The sequence below is a fragment of the Aeromonas sp. 102P genome, assembly GCF_051920345.1.
Classification (GTDB): Bacteria; Pseudomonadota; Gammaproteobacteria; order Enterobacterales; family Aeromonadaceae; genus Aeromonas; species Aeromonas veronii.
Genome location: NZ_JBQBCZ010000001.1, coordinates 711504 through 732500, shown reverse-complemented (window position 1 = coordinate 732500; position 20997 = coordinate 711504). Strand labels below are relative to the sequence as shown.

Here is a 20997-nt window from a genome sequence, read left to right as displayed (position 1 = left end):
TGGGGCAGCCTGCTCCAGCTCGATCTGGTTGAAGGTGAGCTGTTTCACCCCTTTGCCTGCGATATCTTCAAACGAGATGGTCTCGACTCCGAGATAACGCTTGGCCAGCGAATCCATGTCGTGACGGCTGGCGGTAGAGTTGAGCACATAGGACTCGAGCATGGTGTCGTAGGCAATGCCCTGCAGGTCGATGTCGTGGTTGAGCAGCACGTTGCGGTCGTACTTGAGGTTCTGCCCCACCTTAAGACGGGTCGGATCTTCCAACAGCGGCTTGAGCTTGCCCAACACCACGGCCTCGCTCAGCTGTACCGGTGCCCCCAGATAGTCGTGGCCAAACGGCACATAAGCGGCCTTGCCCTGCTCAACCGCGAAGGAGACGCCGACGATCCGCGCCTCCATATAGTCGAGACTGGTGGTTTCGGTATCGAAGGCAAACAACGGTGCCGCTTTCAGCTGTTCCAGCCAGCCGTCAAACTCGGCTTCGTCCAGAATGCAGCGGTAGTCGGTTTCGATGGCGGCAACCGGAGCGGCACTCTCATCGCCAGCCTCGTCTTGTCCGGCGCTCTCGCTGCCCTCTTCACCACCGGATTCCAGCTCCTTGATCAGGTTGCGCAGCTCGTATTCGCGATAGACCGCCAGCAGGGACTCCTTGTCGACCGGTTTGAGCAACAGCTCTTCCAGACTCTGTTCCAGCTCGACATCGGTCTTGATGGTCGCCAGTCGATAGGAGAGACGAACCTGCTCCTCCTGCTCGCGAAACTTGTCAGCGAACGCCTTGGAGCCACGGAAGCCGAGGGCGGCGACCTTGTCGAGGTTGGCGGCAATCTCGTCGATGCTGCCAATCCCCTGCAGCAGGGCCAGTGCGGTCTTCTCGCCGACACCGGTCATGCCGGGAATGTTGTCGACCTTGTCACCCATCAGGGCCAGGTAGTCGATGATGAGCTCGGGCGGCACGCCGAACTTCTCGATCACCCCTTCCCGATCGGTCTTCACATCTTTCATGGTGTCGATCAGGGTGACATGGTCGGAGACCAGCTGTGCCATATCCTTGTCACCGGTGCTGATCAGCACCGGTAGCTGCTTCTCGGTCGCCTGACGGGCCAGGGTGCCGATCACGTCGTCGGCCTCCACCCCTTCCACCATCAGGAAGGGGAAGCCCATCGCCTTGATCATCTGGTGGATCGGGGCGACCTGGCTGCGCAGATCGTCCGGCATGCTGGCGCGGGTCGCCTTGTACTCGGGGTAGATGTCGTCGCGGAAAGTCTTGCCCTTGGCATCAAACACCACGGCCACATGACAGTCAGGATATTGCTTGCGCAGGCTGCGCATCATGTTGGCCATGACACGGACGGCGCCGCTCGGCAAACCGGTCGATGTGCGCAGATCAGCCTGCTGGGAGGCGAAGAAGGCGCGGTAAAGATAAGAGGAGCCGTCGACCAGAATAAGGGGGTTGCTAGGGGCCATGAAATCGTCCTGCCAGAGATAAACAGCCGCTAGGATGCCACAGGGCCCCCCTCACACCAAGGGGCGCAGCAACAGCACACAGCGCCTGATAAAGGGACTCAATCTGTGGATAACTCTGTGTTCAAAAATGGGGCGCATCAGAGCGCACAGTGATAAAACTGTGCATAAGAATATAAAAAGCCATTAAAAACAATGCGTTGAGATCGTAAAAACCGATCGTGAGACAGTTAGAATGATCTCGATCAATGTGGAAAAAGATTTAAGGGAGTAGGTACGGCAGGATCCAAAACGAAACAATCCTAGCACAGCAAGATGACTTGACCAGCGGAGGGCGAGCGATAACCATACAAAAGTACAACAATCCATCCTGGCTCACATTTTCAACAACGAGGAGTTTGCCATGAAAAAAGTGGCCGTGATTTTGAGTGGCTGCGGTGTCTTTGACGGGGCCGAAATCCACGAGGCCGTCATCAGCCTGCTGGCGTTGGCCCGTCAGGGAGCCGCCGTCCAGTGCTTCGCCCCGAACGTGGCGCAACTCCATGTCATCAACCACCTGACCGGTGAAGTGAGCGAGGGAGAGAGCCGCAACGTGCTGGTCGAAGCGGCCCGTATCTGCCGTGGCCAGATCAAGGATGTGGCCGAGCTGGATGCGGCCGATTACGACGCGCTGCTGGTGCCCGGCGGCTTTGGCGCGGCCAAAAACCTGTGCGACTTCGCTATCAAAGGAGCCGAATGCCAGATCCAGCCCGATGTGCTGAAAGCGTGCCAGAGCTTTGCCAAAGCCAACAAACCGGCCGCCTATATCTGCATCGCACCCGCCATGATCCCGCTGATCTATGGTGCCGGGACGCTGGTGACCATCGGCCATGACGAGGGTACCGCCAACGCCATCGAGGCGATGGGTGGCAGCCATCTCAACTGCCCGGTCAACGAATTCGTGGTGGATCAGGAGCGCAAGGTGATCTCCACCCCCGCCTACATGCTGGCCAACAACATAGTCGAAGCGGCAAACGGCATCGAGAAGACAGTCAAGCAGCTGCTGACGCTGTAATCCCCGCCCTGCCAAAAACAGACGGGCCGCTCATGGAGCGGCCCGTTTTCAATTCTGCCTGAAGGCGATGAATTAGATGGTTTCGCCCATCTGATCCATCTTGCCCAGCAGAGCACGCAGACGCTCCTGCCATGCAGTGTGCTCGTTGCGCAGCTGATGGTTCTCGTCTTGCAGCTTGCTGTTCTGCTCTTTCAGCTCGTCCAGCTCCATCTTCAGCAAGGAGATGTTGTCGACGGCGGATTGTACTTTGGATTCGAGTTGCTCAAGGACTTCTAGTGACATATGCATACCTGTATGTTCAATTGCGATGCCCCACAGAGGGCGATTCAAGCGCGTGAAGCCAGCATACCCCGAGCGCATCGGCACAAACAAGCCAGTGCGCTGTAAAATGCGCCTTCCATAGATGTATTGTCTAAATATGCGTCTATTTTTCTCGCATCCTGCGCCCGAGCCGCGACAACACACTGAACCGTGCGTAAAAAGCCCCGCCACCCGCGCATCATTGGCACCCTCTCGACGGAATCGCCGTTATCCATGCAAGGCGATATAAGCCCCCAGCAACAGACAGGCGACCACATACATCAGCAGGCCGTAGAGCAGGTTCCAGCGCAGGATCAGCCCGGCACTGAGGTTGTAGCGAGAGGCCAGCGCCAGATTGGATCCGGAGAGCGGACTGGTGCCGGTGGCAAGCCCCCATCCCAGCAGGAAACACATGCCGAGCAGGCTGGGATCCGGCGCCAGCGGCCAGAGCAGCGGCGCCAGCCCGGAGATACTGATAAGCGGATGCACCCCGACGATGGCCACCAGCAGGATCAGCAGCAAAGTGAGGGACGCCTCAAGCCAGCCAAAGTGGTTGAACAGTGGCAGGCCATGACCGGCACCGAGATCGATGACCGACAGCGCGCTGTTGATGCCTGCCGCCAGCAAACCGGCCCCCAGAAACAGCACCAGCTGACCGCCGATGGCGGGAAAGCGTTCCACCACCTGCCGCTTGAGGGCCGCCTTGCGCCCGACCCTCGGCATAAAGAGCAGCGCCAGCAGCGGGGCCACCAGCGCGATCACCGCCAGAATGCCGAGCTGGGGCCAGATCTGCTTGATGAGCAGTACCAGCAGCGCCAGCGTGACCGGCAACCCCAGGGTCTGCAGCCGCAGCGGATAACCGGCAAAGTCGGCCACCCCGATCCGCTCCACCTGCCAGGCGGTCAGCCCCATCGCCAGCAAGGCGGCGAGGATCCCGAACGGCAGAATATGGGAGAGCTGCAAACCCGGCGCATAGGTGAGCGCCACCGCCATGGCGACAAAGAAGGGTGACCAGAAGGCGGCGGCACAGAAGATCCGGCTCAGTACCATCACTTGGCGCCGCTCCAGGGTGCCATTGCGCTCCAGCCGATCGCCGATGATAAAGAGCACCGAGAGATTGATGACCGCCCCCAGCAGATTGAGGCTGGCCATGGTGCTCCACAGCCCCTTGCGCCCGGTCCAGGAGGTGGTGCCGGTCAAGAGACCCGAGGTGGCGAGATTGAGGGTGCTCACCGCGGCAAACATGGTGAGCATATTGATGTTGGGCAGCAGCCAGTCACCGGCGGTGAGGGTCGCTCCCTGCCACCAGGAGAAGAAGAGCAGCAAGAGCGCCGCACCATACAAGGCCAGCGCCTGCCGCTTGGCGGCCCCCACCAGCCAGGGCCAGGTGAGCAGTGACGCCCCCCAAGCCGCAATGGCAGCAGGCCAGGGGGAGAGCCCCAGATAGAGATGCAGCAGGTTGAGCAGCCACATCCCAAGGATCAGATAACCCGACCAGCGCTTGGCCATCGACTACTCCGGCCGAGAGATCAGAGACACTGATCCATATCCAGTGAAGGCTTGTCGCACTCCGGACGGCCGACGATCTTGGCAGGTACGCCAGCGACCGTGGTATGAGGCGGCACCGGGTTGATCACCACGCTGCCCGCGCCAATTTTGGCGCCCACGCCCACTTCGATATTGCCGAGCACCTTGGCGCCCGCCCCTATCATCACCCCTTCGCGGATCTTGGGATGGCGATCGCCGCTCTCCTTGCCGGTACCACCGAGGGTCACGCTCTGCAGGATGGAGACATCATCTTCAATCACCGCCGTCTCGCCGACCACTATGCCGGTGGCATGGTCAAACATGATGCCCTTGCCGATGCGGGCGGCCGGGTGCACATCCACCCCGAACACCACCGAGATCTGGTTCTGCAGATAAAGAGCCAGCGAGCGGCGCCCCTGACGCCACAGCCAGTTGGCGACCCGATACCCCTGCAGGGCATGGAACCCCTTGAGGTAGAGCAGCGGGGTGGAGAAGAGGTCGACCGCAGGATCCCGCTCCTGCACGGCGCAGATGTCGGCCGCCACTACCGTCAGCAGCTCGGGCTCGCTGCGCAGGGCCAGCTCGATCACCTCGCGCAGGGCGATGGCGGGCATGGTGGCGCTGTCGAGTTTGTTGGCCAACTGGAAGCTCAGCGCCGAACGCAGATTCTTGTGATTGAGAATGGTGGAGTGGAAGAAGCTGGCCAGCATCGGCTCCTGGGCCGCCATGCACTCCGCTTCTTGCTGAATTTTGTGCCAGGTTTTGGCAACCAGTTCATCCATGTTGCAGCCTACTGTTGTTCTGGGTGAGGGCTCTGTTGTTCTTTTGTCAGCACCGAGATGGGGTCCATGTGGATGATGACATCCATCCGCTCGAATGCCTGGCGAACCGCCAGTTCGGCTTCATCGGCGATCTGATGGGCCTTGACCAGGGGGATCTGATCATCCAGTTCAAGATGCAACTGTACGAATCGGGTCGGCCCGGATTGACGGGTGCGCAGGTCATGTACGCCGTGTACACCTTCTACGGCACAGCAGAGCGCCATTATTCTCGCTTGTTCTTCCGCTGGCAACTGACGATCGAGCAGGGCCTGCACCGACTCGTAGCCGATGTGTCCCGCCCCCCACAGCAGGAACAGCCCGATCAGGATGGCAAACAGGCCATCGGCCCAGTACCACCCCTGCCCCGCCAGCACCAGCGCCAGCAAGACACCGGCATTGAGCAGCAGATCGGAACGGTAGTGCAGCATATCGGCCTTGATGGCCACGCTGTTGGTCTTGCGAATGACAAAGCCCTGGAAGCTGACCAGCAGCAGGGTCAGCACGATGGAGCCACCGCTGACCCAGAGACCCGCCTCCAGCCGCAGGATAGGCGCCTGATTGAGCAGGGATGAAATTCCGTGCATCACCAGCAGCAGGGCGGAGCCGGAGATAAAGGCTGACTGGATCAGCCCCGCCAGCGACTCCGCCTTGCCGTGACCGAAACGGTGTTCGTCATCGGCGGGGGCAAGCGCATAGCGAATGGCCAGCAGGTTGATGATGGAGGCACTCACATCCATGAAGGAGTCGGTGAGCGACGCCAGCAGGGTCGACGAGTCGGTCATCAGCCAGGCGATCAGTTTGCCGATGATCAGCAAGGTAGCGGTGGTGACCGCCGCTATGCTGGCAAAGGTCACCCAACGGGAATATTGTTGATGGCTCAAAACCGGCTTTCCTCTGGCGATGAAAAACTTATTATACCCTGACCCCGGCGTCAGTTTGGCGCGAAAATCTGCGGAATAACACCCGATGAACAGAATACTCCTGGTCGACGACGATCTTGAATTGACCCAGCTGCTCACCGAAATTCTGACCCTGGAAGGATTTCAGGTCACGGTCGCCGAGGATGGTGAAGAGGGGCTGCAACGGCTGGCGGAGCAGAGCTTCGATCTGGTGTTGCTGGACGTGATGATGCCCAAGCTCAACGGCTTTGCCATGCTGACCAAGCTGCGCAAGACCCACGATACCCCGGTGCTGATGCTGACCGCCCGCGGTGACAGTCAGGATCGGGTCAACGGTCTGGAAGCAGGTGCCGACGACTATCTGGCCAAGCCGTTCGATGACAGGGAACTGCTGGCCCGGGTACGCGCCATCCTGCGCCGTACCCAGAGCGCCCCGCCCCAGCGCGGCAACTCCTCCGACGAAGTGCACTTCATGGATATCGTGCTGCAACCCGGCCTGCAGCAGGCCCGCTGCGGCGAACAACTGCTGGAGCTGACCGCCACCGAGTTTGGCCTGCTGGAGTGTCTGCTGCGTAATCCCGGCCAGATCGTCAGCAAGAGCCACCTCTCCGAGCAGGTGCTGGGCAAGAAGCTGGAGCCCTTCGATCGGGCCATCGACATGCACCTGAGCAACCTGCGCAAGAAGCTGCCGGACCGCACCGATGGCCAGCCCCGCTTCAAAACCGTACGGGGGCGCGGTTACCTGTGGCTAGAGCAAGAATAGAGCGCATCAACTCCCTCAACGGGATCTCGACCCACATCTTCCTCTGGTTCTGGTTCATGCTGCTGGTGATGCTGGCCGCCGTGATCAGCCTGCCGACCCTGGATCCCCGCAACCAGATCCCGCTGCCGACCCATGAAGTGGCGCGGATGCAGAACAACGTGCAGGCCCTGCTCAACGCCGCCGAGCCGGATCAGGATTTCGATCTGGCCAAGGCGATGGACAAGATCGCCATGCTGCCGGTGGACAACGTCTACCTGCGCGACGAGAAGGGGCAGATCCAGTCCACCACCCATCCACGCAAGTTCGTGGTGCGCTTTATGGTGGATGCCGATGACCCGGCCAACCCCATGCTGGGCAATGAGGATCGCAAGGCGATCGCCGGCCCCTTCCTGATGGAGCACCACGGTCATCGCTATCACGTCTATTTCGGCCTCAATGCCGAGAATCCCTACCTGTTCCTGTTTATTCAGGTGCTGGATCACCCGATCCGCATTCTGGGCATCTCGATGCTGGTCAGCACCCCGCTCTGCCTGCTGCTCGCCTGGCGGCTGACCCGCCCCATCCTGCAGTTGCAGAAGTCGGTCTCCCAACTGGCGGCTGGCAATCTGGAGGTACAGATCCCCAACCTGGGACGGGGCGACGAGATCGGCCAGCTGGCGGATAACGTCAGCCGCATGGTGGAGACACTCAAGAGCATGATCCAGAAGCAGAAACAGCTGCTTTCCGATATCTCCCACGAGCTGCGCAGCCCCCTCACCCGGATGCAACTGGCGCAGGCGCTGATCCGCCGCAAGCAGGGTGACAGCGCCGAGCTGGCGCGGATCGAATCGGAGATTGGGCGGCTGGACAAGCTGATCGGCGATCTGCTGGATCTGTCGCGAGTGCAGCAGCATGTTGAGGCACCAGTGGTGCACCCGCTGGCCGACCTGCTGGAGCCCATCCTCGAAGATGCCATGTTCGAGGCAAACCAGAGCGGCAAACAGCTCAGACTGCCGCCACTGCCTGCAGAGTCGATCCAGATGTGGCCCGAGCTGCTGGCCCGGGCGGTGGAGAACCCCCTGCGCAACGCCCTCAAATATGCCCGCGAGTTCATCAAGGTGGACTGGTATCGGGAGGGGCAGGAGTGGGTGATGACCATTCGGGATGACGGCCCCGGGGTGCCTGACGAGCAGCAGGCGCTGCTGTTCCAGCCCTTCTTCCGGGTCGATGATGCCCGCAACGCCAAAACTGGCGGCACCGGGCTGGGGCTGGCCATCGCCTCGGAGGCAATACAGCGCCACGGCGGCACCATTGCGGCCAGCAACAATCACCCGACCGGGCTGACCATCACCATCCGCTTGCCCATCGCCTGATCCTTTTCATCCGGACGGGCGCTGGGTATGCTGGCGCCCCTTCTTGGCTTTACATCTCTTTGCAGGAGCTCGTCATGCTCGATATCGTCCTCTACCAGCCGGAAATTCCGCCCAACACCGGCAATATCATCCGGCTCTGCGCCAATACCGGTTACCGGCTCCATCTGATTGAGCCGCTGGGATTTGAGTGGGATGACAAGCGGGTAAAGCGGGCGGGACTCGACTATCACGAATTTGCCGAGGTGAAGCGCTGGCCGAGCTATGAGGCCTTTCTGGCCGCCGTTGCGCCCAAACGGGTGTTTGCCTGCACCACCAAGGGCCGCACCGCGCACTCGGCAGCACAATATGCCCTTGGCGACGCCCTGCTGTTTGGCCCGGAGAGTCGCGGCCTGCCCATCGAGATCATCGAGAGTCTGCCATTCGAGCAGCGGCTGCGCATCCCTATGGTGCCCCAGAGCCGCAGCATGAACCTATCCAACGCGGTGTCTATCTTTGTCTACGAGAGCTGGCGCCAGCTCGGCTACGACGGTGCCATGTAAGCGCCACCGATGATCAGTGGCGGGCGTCGAGCAGATGCCCGCTGCGCTCCAGCCGCCAGCAAGTGACCCCCAGCGACAGGCCACGCCCCACCATCAGCGTCGCCATCGCCGCCCATAACGCGGCCACGCCCCACGACTGACAGAGCCACCAGATCGGGAAGAAGCCGCCAAACGCGGCCAGCAACATGCTGTTGCGCATCTCCCGCGCCCGGGTCGCCCCGATAAATACGCCATCCAGCAGGAAGCACCAGACCGCCAGCAAGGGCATGGCGATCAGCCAGGGCAGCTGATGATTTGCCTCCGCCACCACGGCCGGAATGTCGGTGATATAGCCGATAAGGTGGGCACCAAAGAGGGCAAACACCAGGGTAAAACCACTGGCAATGAGGGCGGCCCAGCCCAGATTGAGCACGATGGCCTCCCGCAGTTTCTGCCGATCCCGCTGACCGATAGCTCGTCCTACCATGGCCTCCACCGCATAGGCAAAACCATCGAGTCCGTAGGAGATAAGCATCAGGAAGTTGAGCAGCACCGCATTGGCGGCCACCGCCACATCCCCCAGCCGTGCCCCTTGCAGAGTCATGAAGGCGAAGCAGAGTTGCAAACAGAGGGAGCGCAGGAAGATATCGCGGTTGAGGCCGAGCAACCGCACCATGGGCGCAAGCTGTCGCCAGCGCTGCCAGCCATCCTGCCACACCGTCGGCGCCAGTTGCCGCAGCTGACGGCGTACCAGCCAGATGCCGACTGCCAGCGCGCAGTAGTCCGCCATGACCGAGGCTGCCGCCACACCCCGCACCTGCCAGCCGAGCCCGAGCACAAACAGGGCGTCGAGCGCCATATTGACCAGATTGGTGAGGATCAGCATCACCATGGGGCTGCGGGCATCCTGCATCCCCAACAGCCAGCCCATGATCACCAGATTGCAGAGCGCCGCCGGGGCGCTCCAGATCCGCACCGCCACATATTGGCCCGCATAGAGCTGCACCTCGGGCGAGCCGCCACTCAGGGCGATCAGTCGTGGCAACAGGGGGAAGAGCAACAACAGCAGCGCCAGGCCAAGAGCAATGGCCAGCCCCAGCGCCCGCAGCAGGGTATCGAGCTGGGCACGACCATCGGCGGCGCCGTGCGCCTGCGCCGTCAGCCCGGTGGTCGACATCCGCAAAAAACCGAGCAACCAGAAGATGAGGTTGATCAGGGTCGCACCGACCGACACGCCCCCCAGAAACCAGGCCTGACCAAGATGACCGATCACCCAGGTGTCCACCAGCCCCAGCAAGGGGGTGGTGATATTGGAGAAAACCATGGGCAGGGCGAGCGCAAACACAGCGCGGTGGCGAGAGGGATCTCGCCACCGGGGGGCAACAGCTGGGGTCACGCTCAGTGGCCTGCCAGCTTCAGGATGCGGGCGAAGTCAGAGAGCATGGTGGCCATCTGCACTCGTGGCACCTGACCCGGCGCCACCTGCGGACGGAATACCGCCTGCAGCTTGCCCTTGGGATTGATGAGCACGATGGAGGCGGAGTGATCGATCAGGTAATCCTTCTCCCCCTGATTGGCGATGGAGTAGATCAGCCCCAGATTGCGCACAAACGGGAACAGCTTGTCGTGGGGGGCGGTGGCCGCCTTGAATTCGGGATTGAAGAAGGCGGTATAGGTCTTGAGACGGGGAATATCGTCACGCTGGGGATCCGCCGAGATAAACACTACCTGACTGTCGGGCGCCATCTTCTTCAGCTGGTCATAGACGGAGCGCATATCTGCCAGAGTGGTGGGGCAGATATCGGGGCAGAAGGTGTAACCGACAAACAGGAAGGTCCAGTGCCCCTTCAGGTTGGCAGGGGTGAACGGCTGATTGTCCGCATCGGTAAAGGCAAAATCATTGATGTCCCGCCCCGCCGGATAATAATCGGCCTGTTCCGGCTGCTCTGGCTGCGTGGCGTAAAACACCAGGATCAGACAGGCTGTCAGCAGCAGAAAGAGCAGGGGATAGCGGAGCTTCATCATAACAAGAGACCCTTTCAGTTCGAGGCAGATGGCCAGCAGTGACCGGACAAGAGGGAGGCATTGTACCCCAGCGAGCCGCCAAGGTGGTTCAACCTTGTGCAACGCCCTGTCAGGAGTCGACCATTTGGCATAATTAATCGCCAGTTGCGGCCATAAAAAAACCGGCCCCCTCGGGTGCCGGTTATGGATGGATTTGTTTGTCTCTTCTGCTCAGAGGCGAGCGTTGCGTCCCTGCTGCAACATCTTGCCGATGGCCCGCACGCCGATGGGAATCACGGGGGCCAGCCAGCCCTCTTCCCCCTGGCGATCGCCATGACCACGTTTGAACAGCAGCACCAGACGCACCACCTTCTCTTTCGGACATCCCAGCCAGAGCGTCCAGTGCGAACCACGATGGTGCAGCCAGAGACCGTAAAACCAGGTCATCCGGCTACCTTTGACAAAACGGGTGATTGACGATTCCGCTGGCGCAGCCCCAGCCTCTGAATCCCATGGCGATCTTGATGCCATACCAGTCCTCCTTGACCGACAGGTCATGTTGCTTCGTCGGCCTGAACTGGGAACAGGCCCGTCACGACTATCTGCAACCATTACGAGTGGTCCCCTTTGCCTGACAAGGCTCGGGATCTCCCCACTCCCCCTTCATATCCCGTGAAGGTGTACTGCCCGATTCTCGTTGTTACCGGCCCTCCCGTACCGACGCATTGTGATGGTCAGAGGGAGGCGCCAAGCCCTGTCTCGGCGACAGGGCACTGATCTGAGCATATATCTGAAATGGATGATTGGTAGCCGGTCGCGCAGGACAAAAATGCCGCCACCGATGATCTGTTTGATATGACAGGGAAAGTGCGCCAGAAACAGCACGACCTCCCGAAGGAGGCCGTGTGGCAAACGCAGTTGGCGGAGATGATTACATCCAGTCGGCGTTGCGGATCACCCCGACAGCCAGTCCCTCGATGGTGAGCTGCTGGCAGGAGAGGTCCACCTCGATGGGGGAGAGCTCTTCATTCTCCGGCAGCAGCCATACCTGACTGCCCTTGCGCTGGAAGCGCTTGACGGTGACATCCTCATCGAGACGGGCGACCACTACCTGACCGTTGCGCACCTCCTGGGTCTTGTGCACCGCCAGCAGATCGCCATCCAGAATGCCGATGTTCTTCATGCTCATCCCCTGCACCCGCAGCAGAAAATCAGCGCGCGGGTGGAACAGGGCGGGATCAACCTGATAGTGGCTCTCGATATGCTCCTGAGCCAGGATGGGTTCACCGGCAGCCACCTTGCCGATGAGCGGCAGGCCGCTCTCTTCCAGCACCTCTTCCTCTTCGAGCAACAGGCGAATGCCGCGGGACGTGCCCGGCATGATCTCGATGACCCCTTTTTTGGCCAGGGCCTTCAGATGTTCTTCGGCCGCATTGGCCGACTTGAAACCAAGCTTCTGGGCAATCTCGGCACGAGTCGGCGGCATACCGGTCTCGCTCATGTTCACCTTGATCAGCTCCAGCACTTCGGCCTGGCGGGGGGTAAGGGGTTTCATAGAATTGGCACCTGTCTTTTTATACAGCACACTGGCAGTATATACAGTGCAGTGGCCAAGGCAAGGCGCAGCTGACATTTGTCGCAACCAACCCCTCATTTACTACTGTTTTGATCCTGCGCAGCCGACTCATCGTACCTCTCGGCGACAAGGGGCTGTCGATTTGCTATGCTCACGCCGCATTTTTTTGGAGAGCAGACGCACATGTCCCTAGGACAGAAGATTTCCAGAGCCATCTTGCAATGGCCGGTCAGCGGCTTGGTCAATCACAAGAGCCTGCCGGAAAATCCCATCACAGAACTCAATCTGGATCCGGCCAGACCCATCGTCTATGCCCTGAAAACCAGTTCGATCACCGACCTGATGACCCTGCAGCAGTGCTGCGAGGATCTCGGTCTGCCCGGCCCCTTCACGCCGCTGGAACTGAACGGCCAGCTGCTGCCGCGCTATGTCTGTCTGGACCGTCCGCCTCCCCTGTTTGGCAAACGCAGCAAACCGCTCCCCTTCCTGCAGGAGTTCCACCAGCTGCTGGATCTGCACAAGCAGGATCCCGAGCTGGATATCCAGGTGGTGCCCGTCACCCTGTTCTGGGGCCGCGCTCCGGGTCGGGAAGGCGAGGAGGCCTCCGGCCTCAACATCATCAGCAGCCTGGCGCCAAACCGGCTGAAGAAGGCGCTCATCGTGATCCTCAAGGGTCGCGAGAATCTGGTGCGCTTCTCGCCGCCGCTCTCCCTGCGCTACATGGCCGACAAGCACGGCACCGACGAGGCGATCGCCCACAAGCTGGCGCGAGTGGCCCGTACCCACTTCAGCCGTCAGCAGCTGGCTGCCACCGGCCCGAAACTGCCGAACCGCAACCTGCTGTTCAAGCAGCTGCTCGACTCCGCGGTGATCCAGCAGGCGATTGAAGAGGAGGCCCAGCGCGAGGGGATCAGCCTCGAGAAGGCGCAAAAGCGTGCCCATGGCTACATGGACGAGATCGCCTCCAACTTCTCCTACCGGCTGATCCGCCTGGGCGAGAGCTTCCTCGGCTGGCTGTGGAACAAGCTCTATCGCGGTTTGTCGGTCAATGGCGCCGAGAAGGTGCGCCAGCTGGCGCAGGAAGGGCACGAGATCGTCTACGTCCCCTGCCACCGCAGCCACATGGACTACCTGCTGCTCTCCTACGTCATCTACCACCAGGGGATGGTGCCGCCCCATATCGCGGCAGGCATCAACCTCAACTTCTGGCCGGCGGGCCCGATTTTCCGCCACGGCGGCGCCTTCTTCATTCGCCGCACCTTCAAGGGCAACCCGCTCTACAGCACGGTATTCCGGGAATACCTCAACCTGCTGTTTGCCAAGGGTTACTCGGTGGAGTTCTTCACCGAAGGCGGTCGCTCCCGTACCGGTCGCCTGCTGCCGCCCAAGACCGGCATGCTGGCGATGACCCTGCAGGCAATGATGCGCGGGCTGGACAGGCCGGTGACTCTGGTGCCGGTCTATCTGGGCTACGAGCACGTGATGGAGGTGAACACCTACCACAACGAGCTCAAGGGCAGCCGCAAGGAGAAGGAGAGCTTCCTGCAGGTGCTCGGCATCCTGCGCAAGCTGCGCAACTATGGCCGTGGTTTCGTCAACTTCGGCGAGCCGCTGACTCTCAACAGCTACCTGAGCGAACATATCCCCGACTGGAAAAAGCACATCGGGGAAGAGGAGCGTCCGGAGTGGATGGCGGGCACCGTCAACAATCTGGCCGAACTGCTGATGACCCGTATCAACGGCGCGGCCGCGGTCAACGGCCTGACCCTGAGTGCGCTGGCGCTGCTGGCCGCCGAGCGCCACGCCCTGACCCGCGACGAATTGCAGGCCCAGCTCAACACCTATCTGGATCTGCTCAAGGCGGTGCCCTACAGCCCGCAGAGCACCATTCCGGATGAGGATGCCAAGACCCTGCTGGATCAGGCGATGGAGCTCAACAAGTTCGAGGTGAGCGAGGACAAGCTGGGGCAGATCATCAGTCTCGACCGCTATCAGGCGATCCTGCTGACCTACTACCGCAACAACATCCTCCACCTGTTCGCCATGCCCTCTCTGGTGGCGGCACTGATCGAACGGTGCGAGGGGATCTCCCGCAGCGAGATCATGGCCCGCTGCATCGACATCTATCCGCTGCTCAAGACCGAGCTGTTCCTGCGTTATGAAGAGGATGAGTTGCCGGCGCTGGTCGACAGCCTGCTCGATGCCCTGCAGGCCCAGCAACTGATCGAGACCCGCGATGACGGCTACTGGGTCAATCCGGCCAACCAGATGCGCCTGCTGCTGCTGGCGGAGAGCATTCAGGAGACCCTGCAACGCTACGCCATCGTGCTGACCCGGGTGCTGGCCCAGCCTCATATCGAAGCAGAGCAACTGGAAGCGGACGGCCTGATGATGGCAGAGCGCCTCGGCACCCTGCACGGCATCAACGCCCCCGAGTTCTTCGACCAGAAGCTGTTCAGCACCCTGATCCACACGCTGCGCAAGGAGGGTTACCTCTCTCCCGAGTGCAAGCCGGATCTCGGCCGCTTCCAGGCGCTGGCCGACAACATAGTACCGCTGCTGAGCAACAAGATCCGCCGCACCATTCAGGCGGGCAATCAGCTCTAATCTGCAACGCAAACAAAGAAGGCCGCATGATGCGGCCTTCTTTTTATCCAGTTTTACTCGGGGCGCAATCACGCCAGCAGGTAGTCAAGCACCAGACCGGCAAACACCAGCGCCCCCACATAGTTGTTGTTGAGAAACGCCTGGAAGCAGGCTTCCCGCTGCCGCTCGCGAATAAGCCGCTGCTGATAGACAAACAGCACCGCCGCTCCCAGCAATCCCCAGTAATACCAACCCCCCAGCGTCATCAGTTGCCCGACCGCCAGCAACAGCAGCAGCGTCGAGAGTTGCAATGCACCGATGATCCGTTTGTCGTAACGACCAAACAGGATGGCGCTGGACTTGAGGCCGATCTTGAGGTCGTCATCCCGATCCACCATGGCGTACTGGGTGTCGTAAGCCACCGTCCAGAGCAGGTTGACAAAGAAGAGCAGCCAGGCCACCAGCGGCAGGGCATCCGCCTGCGCCGCATAGGCCATCGGGATCGACCAGGAGAAGGCCATCCCGAGCACCAGCTGGGGGTTGGAGATAAAGCGCTTCATGAAGGGGTAGCTCACCGCCAGCAGCAGGGCGACAAACGACAGGCCGATGGTGAGCGGATTCATGGTCAGCACCAGACCAAACGAAATAAGCACCAGCACGAAGAAGAGCGCCAGCACCTCCCACGGCTTGACTCTGCCCGTGGGCAAAGGGCGACCAGCGGTGCGTTTGACGTGGCCATCGAAGTTGCGATCCGCATAGTCGTTGATCACGCACCCTGCCGAGCGCATCAGAAAGACGCCGACCACAAACACGGTCAGCACCCAGAGATTGGGCAGGCCACCGGCGGCCAGCCAGAGCGCCCACAGGGTTGGCCACAGTAGCAGCAGAGTGCCTATGGGTTTGTCGACGCGGGCCAACTGCATGTAGGCAAGTCCCCGCTCCTTGGTTAACAGATTCACTCCAGCTCCTTGTCACAGACGAGAGAGGGCAGAAACAGCTCGTGCACCAGCAGTGGCCACTGCCCCAGAAACAGACGGGAACGACGCCCCCAGACAGTGGCGGCCGGGCAACGGGGATTGGCGGCAATATCGAAACGGGCCAGTTGCAGATGATCGCGACGGGCAGGCTCATGGCCAAATACCCGCTCACCCAGCGGCTGCTCGCCAAGCTCGGCAATGCCGCTCCCTTGCAATGCGTCATCGGCAAACAGGGTCCAGCCCAGCACGGCGGGCCCACGATCCCCGTGCAGGATCACCTCGCGGCAGGTGCCGGCCGGCGAGGCCGAATCCACCAGCCACTGCTCATCGGCAGTAAGGGCGACCGGGTGATTGCCCAGCCACTCGACCGAAAAGTGGCGATTGTGCTGACGCAGACGCCGAGTCATGGAGCCGGGCTCCAGCAGCCAGGGGCGCAAGCTGGCGGGCAATTCGCAACATTCGGGGGCCAGCCACCCGCTTAACGGCGTGAGGGGAACAGTCAACTCGGACTTCACAGCTTCACCATCCAGAGATTTCCGTGTTCAGGTTAAAATCCGGTTTATTATCCGTAAATCAATAGCGAAATGTAAGAACATCCGTGCTTGACGGCCCCGATGGCAACATCAAAAATGGGTTATCTCTTGCTGATGAGCCATCTATATGAAGATCTTCAAAATTCTGCTGGTGTTGTTACTGAGCTGTGGCGCCCTGCAGCAGCAAGCTCTGGCTGAAGATGAGCCGCCCGCCGAGGGCGCAGAGGGCGCAGCCAAGCCTGGTTTCTCCTACCACGCGCTCGATCCCGACATCATCACCAACTACCTGAGTGATAGCAAAACCCTCGGTTATATCCGGGTCACGGTAGAGCTGATGGCGGAAAACGAGGCCGATCTCAAGCTGCTGGAGCAGCATGACCCGCTGATCCGCGATGCCATCATCCGCCTGATTGGCAGCAAAAATGCCGATCAAGTGAAGTCCCTGACCAACCGAGAAGAGCTGCGCAAGGAGTGCGAGACAACCGTCAACGAACTGCTGGTGAAAGAGACCGGCAAGAAAGCGGTGCGCGAGCTTATCTTCACCAAGTTCCTATACCAGTAATCCCTCCCGAAACAATCGCTTATTGGCATATCGGCCAATAAGCGAGCGTTGCCGGTTTATTCGAAATGAAAATCGATTACAATACGGCCGTCAAGTCGTAGAGGTAGTCGTTATGGGCAGCAAAACCCTGTGTGAATGGCGCCGTCACGAGATCCCCACCGATCTCAAGGCGTTGCGCAAGATAGTCCGCAAACCCAAGTTTGTCTGCAGCAAATGTGCCCGCAGTGCCAATGACAAGGGTTACCTCTGCCAGCCGCTGCGCTTGAAAGAGGAGTAACGCCCCTCCCTGTCAGGGCGTTATTGATCGGTCCACCCCTGACGCCCCTGTTCGAACAATCTGCGTGCCTGGGTATCATTCGGGCAAACGCCGCGATACTCCTCGCCGGAACGGCCAGCCAGATAGAGATGCTCGGGGCGGCAATACCATGCCAATCCCTTCTGATGTCCCTGCTTCCACAGTTCGGCATCCACCTTCTTGCCACACTGGCCCTGATGGAACTCGATCCGCTCGGTGGTGAAGCCCAGCTTGCCATCCGCCTCCCCAACCTCACTCCATACCTTCTCGCAGGGATCATCGTTGGAGACACAGCCACCCAGCAGGGCAGCCAACAATATGATGGTGAATCGCATAGTCATCCTTGAGCGTCATTTGGGCAGTTCATTCTACCCAGCGGCCCGCCCCTGACCAAGGACGAACGCTCAGCCGTGTGAGCGCGGCAAAAAATCAGGCGGGCCCAAAGCCCGCCTGTTCGTTCAATGCCGTGGTTCACTGGTCATCGAAAGTGTCATCATCCTGCCAGCTTTCATCTTCCCACTGATCCAGCTCTTCTTCCCAGGAATCCGGCTCCCAATCCTCATCAGAGGAGTCGTAGTCCGGCTTGTGTCCACCCATCTTCACTCTCCTTGGATAGTTCACCCGCACTCCAATTTTATCCGGAATTGTCGGGCTCGCCAGTTAGAGAGAGTTCAAAGTTTGACCAGAGTCCGGCCGGCGATCTGGCCTTGCATGATGGCCTCGGCGGCCTCCACTACCTGCTCCAGCCCAATCTCGGTAACCGCCTGTTCAAAGAAGCTGGCGGGCAGATCCCGTGCCAGTCGCTGCCACGCCAGTTGACGACGTTCAAACGGGCACATCACCGAATCGACCCCCTGCAACCGCACGTTGCGCAGGATGAAGGGCATCACACTGGTCGGCAGATCGAAACCGCCCGCTAGCCCGCAGGCCGCCACAGCGCCGCCATAGTTCATCTGGGCCAGCAGCTTGGCCAGCACCTGACTGCCAACGGTGTCGATAGCACCGGCCCACAGCTGCTTCTCCAGCGGCTTGGCAGGCACTAGCAGTTCGCTGCGCGGCACGATGCGGCTGGCACCCAGTGCGGTCAGCATGGCGCCCTGCTCTTCGGGACGACCGGTCAGCGCCGCCACCTGATAGCCAAGGGCCGCCAGCAGGGCAACCGAGGTGGAGCCCACGCCGCCAGCCGCGCCGGTGACCAGCACCTCGCCACTTGCGGGAGTAATACCCGCCTCTTCCAATGCCAGCACGCAGAGCATGGCGGTGAGACCGGCGGTACCGATGCACATGGCCTGCCGTTCATCCAGCCCGGCGTGCAACGGCACCAGCCAGTCCCCTTTGACCCGCGCCTGTTCGGCCATGCCGCCCCAGTGGCCTTCACCCACACCCCAACCGGTCAGCACCACCTTGTCGCCGGTCTGATAGCGGCTGTCGGCAGATTCGAGCACGGTACCGGCGAAGTCGATACCGGGCACCAGCGGCCACTGACGCACGATCTTGCCCTTGCCGGTGATCGCCAGCCCGTCCTTGTAGTTGATGGAGCTGTAAGCGACCGCTACCCGCACCTCACCTTCCGGCAACTGGCTCTCGGCCAGCCGGGTCAGAGTCGGTACAGTCTTGCCGTCTTGGTTTTCCAGTAACAGAGCCTTGAACATGGTTGCCTCTTTGATGACGTGTGAAACGGGGATCAGCTGCTTTGACGCTTTTGCAGTTGAAAATCGAGAGCCAGCGCGGTGCCCATCACGGGCTCCCCGGCCAGTTGGCGCAGGATCAGCTCGGCGGCCTCCTGCCCCATTTTTCGATAGGGGATCCTGACCGAAGTAAGGGTTGGATAACAGGCGCGCGCCACATCCAGATCGTCAAATCCGGCGATGGCGAGTTTACCCGGCACATTCAAATGGCGACGCTGGCACTCGAACAGTACCCCGGCCGCCAGTTCATCGTTGACGCAGATCAGCGCGTCCAGCTCGGGCCAGCGCAGCAGAAATTCACCCAGCATGGTGGCGCCGGTGCTGAAACTGGGCCGCTCAGAGGTGTTGATGATGGCATCGGGGGAGAGGTAGTTGTCGAGCAACGCCTTCTGCCAGCCCTGCATCCGCTGTTGCAGCATCCACTGCTCCTGACGGGCACAGAGAAAACCGATATTGCGGTAGCCCCGCTCGATCAGGTGGCGGGTGAGCTGATAACCGGCATCGAAGTTGGAGACTCCCACATTCATGTCGATGGGGCTGCGGGCCATGGCACCCACTTCCACCACCGGCAGGCGGGAGGCTTTCAGGCGAGTACGGATCGTCTCGCCGGGATCGCCACCAAACAGCACCACCGCCGCCGGATTGTGCTGCAAAAAGCTGGTCAGCAGGCTCTCTTCCTGCTGTTTCAGATGCTGGGCATCCCCCAGCATGATCTGGTAACCCTCGTCGAGCAGGGTCTGTTGCAGGCCAGCGATCATCTCGCCACAGCCCGCTTCCGCCAGACTCGGGACGATCACTACGATGGTCTGGGAAGTCGCAGAGGCCAACGCCCCTGCGGCCCGATTGGGGATATAGCCGAGCTCTTCCACCGCAGCTTCGATGCGCTCGCGCATCCTGTCGGAGACCATCTCCGGCGTGCGCAGGGCACGGGAAACCGTCATGGCCCCCACACCAGCCAGCTGGGCCACATCGTTGAGGGTCACCCGACCCGTGCTACGGCGCTTCTTTGCTTCTGACATCCATCCCATCCTCGACTTGCGGCTGCTCACTTTAAGGCAAAAGAGCGCCACTGACCATTTGCTCAGGGCCGATTCTACCCTCTTTCCCGGATCACGGGGGCAAGATGACTCCCGTTAATGGGTGAAGTGATAGCGCTATCACAGTTTGATGTTAGCGCTATCTGATAGCGCTAACTTTCGCGATCACCCTCACAGTTTCACCACCGCAAGATCGATAGATTGGCGCCATCTTAACTAGCCGGATCACCACCATGCTGACTCAACTGCTGACCGAGGATGTCATCCGCATCGAACCCGCCGCGCGCGACTGGCGTCACGCCATCGAACTGGCGACGGCGCCCCTGCTGGCCAATGGCACCATCGAACCCTCCTACGTGGCGGCGCTGTTTCGCTCTCATGAAGAGCTCGGCCCCTACTACGTGCTGGGCCCCGGTCTGGCGATGCCCCACGCTCGCCCCGAGGACGGCGTCAACCGGCTGGGTCTGGGGCTGACCGTCATCAAGCAGGGGGTCAACTTCGACTCCGAGGACAACGACCCGATCCAGCTGCTGATCACCCTGGCCGCCAGCGACAGCAACTCCCACGTGGAGACCATCGCCCAGCTGGCCGAGCTGTTTATGAATGAAGAGGACGTGGCGGCCATCATTGCGGCCGACACCAAAGACGACATCCTGCGCATTCTGGCGCGCTACTGATCTGCGCCACGGCGCACCTGACAGAGGAAGAGACAATGAAAATTCTGGTTGTATGCGGTCACGGTCTGGGTACCAGCCTGATGATGGAGATGAGCATCAAGAGCATCCTGAAAGAGCTGGCAGTCACCGCCGAGGTGGATCACCGCGATCTGGCCTCCGCCGGCAGCGAAACCGCCGAGATCTTTGTCGCCACCCGCGACATCGCCGAGCAGCTGCAATCCATGGGGGTCAACGGCCGTCTGGTGGCCCTCGACAACATGGTCGACAAGGCCGCGATGAAAGAGAAGCTCGCCACCGCCCTGCGCGAACTGGGCGCCCTCTAAGGATCCTCCATGCGGCCTGCGGGCCGCATCTTCCATTGCCAGGA

24 protein-coding genes (1 of these 24 cut by a window edge) are annotated in these 20997 nt (G+C 60.8%); 9 read left to right on the top strand and 15 right to left on the bottom strand.

The window, feature by feature from the left end:
• Nucleotides 1-1464, bottom strand: the 5' portion of a protein-coding gene (gene polA, locus ACTG1K_RS03535) for a DNA polymerase I (RefSeq protein ID WP_101531037.1). Its footprint begins 1302 nt before the window's first position; 1464 of the gene's 2766 nt are visible here — the first part of the coding sequence; the start codon lies at nt 1462-1464; its stop codon lies beyond the left edge, outside the window.
• Nucleotides 1465-1864: 400 nt separating this feature from the next.
• On the opposite strand from polA, the gene elbB reads away from it, so the two are divergent.
• On the top strand, nt 1865-2515 hold the full coding sequence (elbB, locus tag ACTG1K_RS03530) for an isoprenoid biosynthesis glyoxalase ElbB (RefSeq protein ID WP_429151236.1): 651 nt from the start codon (nt 1865-1867) through the stop codon (nt 2513-2515).
• Nucleotides 2516-2587: 72 nt separating this feature from the next.
• Here the strand turns inward: elbB and ACTG1K_RS03525 are convergent, their stop codons facing one another.
• The 4 genes from ACTG1K_RS03525 to fieF form a co-directional block, all read right to left on the bottom strand.
• Nucleotides 2588-2797, bottom strand: coding sequence for a cell division protein ZapB (locus ACTG1K_RS03525; protein ID WP_005339554.1), 210 nt, complete (start codon nt 2795-2797; stop codon nt 2588-2590).
• A 246-nt stretch (nt 2798-3043) separates the two neighbouring features.
• Nucleotides 3044-4324 (bottom strand): hypothetical protein, encoded by a 1281-nt coding sequence (locus ACTG1K_RS03520; protein ID WP_101531036.1) that lies wholly within the window; start codon nt 4322-4324, stop codon nt 3044-3046.
• A gap of 20 nt (nt 4325-4344) precedes the next feature.
• A complete protein-coding gene (gene cysE, locus ACTG1K_RS03515) occupies nt 4345-5124 on the bottom strand; it encodes a serine O-acetyltransferase (RefSeq protein WP_005339552.1) in 780 nt (259 codons plus the stop codon).
• A gap of 8 nt (nt 5125-5132) precedes the next feature.
• Nucleotides 5133-6044, bottom strand: coding sequence for a cation efflux pump FieF (gene fieF / locus ACTG1K_RS03510; protein WP_440004818.1), 912 nt, complete (start codon nt 6042-6044; stop codon nt 5133-5135).
• 85 nt (nt 6045-6129) lie between these two features.
• Between fieF and ACTG1K_RS03505 the strand changes: the two genes are divergently transcribed.
• The 3 genes from ACTG1K_RS03505 to trmL all read left to right on the top strand — a co-directional run bounded on the left by ACTG1K_RS03505 (nt 6130) and on the right by trmL (nt 8716).
• Nucleotides 6130-6825: a response regulator gene (locus ACTG1K_RS03505; RefSeq protein ID WP_005339549.1), complete on the top strand. Its 696-nt coding sequence runs from the start codon at nt 6130-6132 to the stop codon at nt 6823-6825.
• Nucleotides 6807-8177, top strand: coding sequence for an ATP-binding protein (locus ACTG1K_RS03500; protein ID WP_005339547.1), 1371 nt, complete (start codon nt 6807-6809; stop codon nt 8175-8177). Before ACTG1K_RS03505 ends, ACTG1K_RS03500 begins: the two co-directional genes overlap by 19 nt.
• A gap of 74 nt (nt 8178-8251) precedes the next feature.
• A complete protein-coding gene (gene trmL / locus ACTG1K_RS03495; RefSeq protein WP_440004817.1) occupies nt 8252-8716 on the top strand; it encodes a tRNA (uridine(34)/cytosine(34)/5-carboxymethylaminomethyluridine(34)-2'-O)-methyltransferase TrmL in 465 nt (154 codons plus the stop codon).
• Between the two features lie 13 nt (nt 8717-8729).
• Here trmL and dinF read toward each other — a convergent pair whose 3' ends face one another.
• The 4 genes from dinF to lexA form a co-directional block, all read right to left on the bottom strand.
• On the bottom strand, nt 8730-10091 hold the full coding sequence (gene dinF, locus ACTG1K_RS03490; protein WP_440004816.1) for an MATE family efflux transporter DinF: 1362 nt from the start codon (nt 10089-10091) through the stop codon (nt 8730-8732).
• A gap of 2 nt (nt 10092-10093) precedes the next feature.
• Nucleotides 10094-10720 (bottom strand): SCO family protein, encoded by a 627-nt coding sequence (locus tag ACTG1K_RS03485; protein WP_005339543.1) that lies wholly within the window; start codon nt 10718-10720, stop codon nt 10094-10096.
• 210 nt (nt 10721-10930) lie between these two features.
• On the bottom strand, nt 10931-11146 hold the full coding sequence (locus tag ACTG1K_RS03480; protein WP_440004815.1) for a hypothetical protein: 216 nt from the start codon (nt 11144-11146) through the stop codon (nt 10931-10933).
• A gap of 484 nt (nt 11147-11630) precedes the next feature.
• Complete coding sequence (lexA, locus tag ACTG1K_RS03475; protein ID WP_005339540.1) at nt 11631-12254, bottom strand: transcriptional repressor LexA; 624 nt, start codon at nt 12252-12254, stop codon at nt 11631-11633.
• Nucleotides 12255-12458: 204 nt separating this feature from the next.
• Between lexA and plsB the strand changes: the two genes are divergently transcribed.
• Nucleotides 12459-14882, top strand: coding sequence for a glycerol-3-phosphate 1-O-acyltransferase PlsB (gene plsB / locus ACTG1K_RS03470; protein ID WP_101531031.1), 2424 nt, complete (start codon nt 12459-12461; stop codon nt 14880-14882).
• 68 nt (nt 14883-14950) lie between these two features.
• On the opposite strand, the gene ubiA is transcribed toward plsB, so the two are convergent.
• Both ubiA and ACTG1K_RS03460 read right to left on the bottom strand, forming a co-directional pair.
• Complete coding sequence (gene ubiA / locus ACTG1K_RS03465) at nt 14951-15820, bottom strand: 4-hydroxybenzoate octaprenyltransferase (protein WP_440004814.1); 870 nt, start codon at nt 15818-15820, stop codon at nt 14951-14953.
• Entirely contained in the window at nt 15817-16353 is a 537-nt protein-coding gene (locus tag ACTG1K_RS03460; RefSeq protein WP_005339534.1) for a chorismate--pyruvate lyase family protein, read from the bottom strand. Before ACTG1K_RS03460 ends, ubiA begins: the two co-directional genes overlap by 4 nt.
• 145 nt (nt 16354-16498) lie before the next feature.
• On the opposite strand from ACTG1K_RS03460, the gene ACTG1K_RS03455 reads away from it, so the two are divergent.
• Together ACTG1K_RS03455 and ACTG1K_RS03450 are read left to right on the top strand one after the other, a co-directional pair.
• On the top strand, nt 16499-16933 hold the full coding sequence (locus ACTG1K_RS03455) for a flagellar basal body-associated protein FliL (protein ID WP_005339527.1): 435 nt from the start codon (nt 16499-16501) through the stop codon (nt 16931-16933).
• Between the two features lie 112 nt (nt 16934-17045).
• A complete protein-coding gene (locus ACTG1K_RS03450; protein ID WP_005339525.1) occupies nt 17046-17210 on the top strand; it encodes a hypothetical protein in 165 nt (54 codons plus the stop codon).
• 20 nt (nt 17211-17230) lie between these two features.
• On the opposite strand, the gene ACTG1K_RS03445 is transcribed toward ACTG1K_RS03450, so the two are convergent.
• The 4 genes from ACTG1K_RS03445 to ACTG1K_RS03430 form a co-directional block, all read right to left on the bottom strand.
• The gene (locus ACTG1K_RS03445; RefSeq protein ID WP_425857266.1) at nt 17231-17563 is read right to left on the bottom strand and encodes a DUF2799 domain-containing protein; all 333 of its coding nucleotides are present in this window, start codon (nt 17561-17563) and stop codon (nt 17231-17233) included.
• 136 nt (nt 17564-17699) lie between these two features.
• Nucleotides 17700-17825: a hypothetical protein gene (locus ACTG1K_RS03440; protein ID WP_265324604.1), complete on the bottom strand. Its 126-nt coding sequence runs from the start codon at nt 17823-17825 to the stop codon at nt 17700-17702.
• Between the two features lie 74 nt (nt 17826-17899).
• Complete coding sequence (acuI, locus tag ACTG1K_RS03435; protein WP_425857264.1) at nt 17900-18880, bottom strand: acrylyl-CoA reductase (NADPH); 981 nt, start codon at nt 18878-18880, stop codon at nt 17900-17902.
• A gap of 32 nt (nt 18881-18912) precedes the next feature.
• Nucleotides 18913-19935 carry a LacI family DNA-binding transcriptional regulator gene (locus tag ACTG1K_RS03430; protein WP_150997306.1) on the bottom strand — a complete coding sequence of 341 codons (1023 nt, stop codon included), beginning with the start codon at nt 19933-19935 and terminating at the stop codon, nt 18913-18915.
• Nucleotides 19936-20186: 251 nt separating this feature from the next.
• On the opposite strand from ACTG1K_RS03430, the gene ACTG1K_RS03425 reads away from it, so the two are divergent.
• Together ACTG1K_RS03425 and ACTG1K_RS03420 are read left to right on the top strand one after the other, a co-directional pair.
• Nucleotides 20187-20630 carry a PTS sugar transporter subunit IIA gene (locus ACTG1K_RS03425; RefSeq protein WP_201991018.1) on the top strand — a complete coding sequence of 148 codons (444 nt, stop codon included), beginning with the start codon at nt 20187-20189 and terminating at the stop codon, nt 20628-20630.
• Nucleotides 20631-20665: 35 nt separating this feature from the next.
• Entirely contained in the window at nt 20666-20953 is a 288-nt protein-coding gene (locus ACTG1K_RS03420) for a PTS sugar transporter subunit IIB (protein ID WP_005356014.1), read from the top strand.
• The last annotated feature ends 44 nt before the right edge of the window (nt 20954-20997 follow it).